The 2,082-nt window shown below is 46.7% G+C and carries 2 protein-coding genes; both read right to left on the bottom strand.

Translation table 11 applies throughout. From position 1 onward, the window contains the following. The coding region (locus tag RMO84_RS15065; protein ID WP_310489261.1) for a DUF3492 domain-containing protein at nt 1-1,278 on the bottom strand (1,278 nt) is incomplete at its 3' end. Between the two features lie 141 nt (nt 1,279-1,419). After that, nucleotides 1,420-2,082 (bottom strand): HlyD family efflux transporter periplasmic adaptor subunit (locus RMO84_RS15060; RefSeq protein WP_310489260.1); only part of this gene is annotated, 663 nt, incomplete at its 5' end.

The raw sequence follows: 2,082 nt of genomic DNA, 5'->3' as shown, positions 1-2,082 counted from the left end.
GGCGAGAGCTTCTTCGACACCACCAACGTCGGTAGCCACGATCGCCGCGCCACACAACATCGCCTCGATCGCTGTATAAGGAAAACCTTCAGAAATACTCGACATCGCCACGACATCGGCTTCGCTATACACTCGCCAAGGTTCGCTGGTAAAGCCAGCAAAATTCACCGTGCTTTCTAACCGATATTCTTTAACCTTTTGCTGACAGCGATCGAAGTAATCTAGATCGGAAGGTTTGCCGTATAATCTAAATTCGACATCTGGAAATTTCTTGCGAACGATCGCCGCAGCTTCAATCAGGGTTAGTTGTCCTTTCAGGGCAAAAATTAGCCCGATATTTAAGACGACAGGATGAGAATTAGGCGGACGATATTGGGGCGTAAACTTTTGCGGATCGGCACCGTTATAGATAATTTTAATCCGTTCTGAGGTTACATCCCACCATTGTTCCCACCGGGTATTGTATTTACAAACAGGCGAGATAATATCAGCAAAGTGATAATTTAATTTGACGACTGCACTGACTAAATAATGCAAGAAGCGACGGACAAATACCGATCGAATGGAAGTTCGCAAATTGAGATACTGTTCGCGAATATTAATCCCATGCTCGGTGAGTAAATAGGGAATCCCATGTTTAATTTTGCCCACAACACCAGGTAATCCGCAATAACTAGCAGCCGACGAATGGATTAAGTCTACCGCTGGAATCGGGATATGGAGGGGAATACACAATCGATATAATAGCTTGAGCGTTTCGGCAATCTCATCAAGGGTAATCAGATCGGGTTTAACTTGTGACTGCCAAGCTGTAGTTACTAGTTGTTGAAAACATTGCCACACTTCGATCGACATCATGGTTTTGTGGTAGTCATAGCGTAGAAAATATTCATGCATTCCTACGAAAGTGCCGCCGAGCGTATCGATGTCCATTACATCCGGCAACAGAATTCCGGTTAATAATTTTGTGAATAATGGGATAAATCGTTGAGCGATAACACTACCAGTAGTGGCAATTTTGCTCTTGAGCGCGCGCGAAAACGGAAATCTCCATCCATACTCGATCGGGTCTTCCATGCCCCACAAGGGCACCTTGAACACTTGCGTGACATTGGTTGCTAAGTCGTACTGTTGAGTCAAATACGGGTTGGCGACGATCGCCAAAAGCTTGAAGTCTACCTCTGGCATCTGATGCGTGAGTTCGTGACACCAAGTACTTACACCACCACTCATAAATGGGTACGTACCTTCAGTTGTCATCAAAATGCAAGGCTTCATTTAGGGGGTAGGGGATAGGGGGTAGGAGATAGGGGGTAGGGGATAGGGGGTAGGGGGTAGGGGTAGAAATTGAAAGTTAACAGGACGCTTGCGTCCTAAAACCTATCTTCTCCCTATTCCCTATCCCCTACCCTCTATCCCCTATTTAGGAAAATACACCGTTCCAGTCTGACCGATCGGCATGGTAGGTTTGGGATTGGTAAATTCGACTTCGACATGTTGGGTCGATCGATCGATTGGTGGGGCAATATTAGTGACTAGAGCGGTCAATTCTTGACTATCGATGGCAGTACCCATTTTAACAAGGGCTGGTTGCCCGAGTTTTAATAATGCGACTTGTTGGGGTTCTAGATCGACACCGAGCTTGAGTTTTTGGGGATTGGCGATGCCGATCAATTTACTGCCAACAAAGATGCGATCGCCCACAGCGACCGGAATTTCGATCGCCATACCCGCAACTGGTGCGTTAATATTCACCGTCGTTGGTTCGAGAATGGGTGTTTTGCTCGCGATCGAATTAACGACCTTTGATTTTGCTGTTTGCTGTTGCAATTGTTGCAATTTGACACCGATCTGCTGGTAGTCTGACTGCGCGACTTGTAATTGAGATTGGAGCTGCTGGAGTTGTCCGGCTTGTTCTTTAATTGCGAGTTGTTGCTGGAGTTGAGTCGATCGAGTTTGGGCGGCTTGCTTGGAGATCGCGACTTGGGAGGTGGCAACTAAGCTATCGTAGTCCGATCGGGCGATATTTAGATCGGATTGCGCAACAGTCATCTCTTTTTTGGCTTGCTCTACGCGCTCGGT

It is taken from the genome of Chamaesiphon sp. VAR_69_metabat_338 (assembly GCF_031423935.1).
In the GTDB taxonomy this organism is placed as follows: domain Bacteria; phylum Cyanobacteriota; class Cyanobacteriia; order Cyanobacteriales; family Chamaesiphonaceae; genus Chamaesiphon.
Note: the sequence above shows the minus strand (reverse complement) of the source record. Positions and strands in the feature narration are given on the sequence as shown.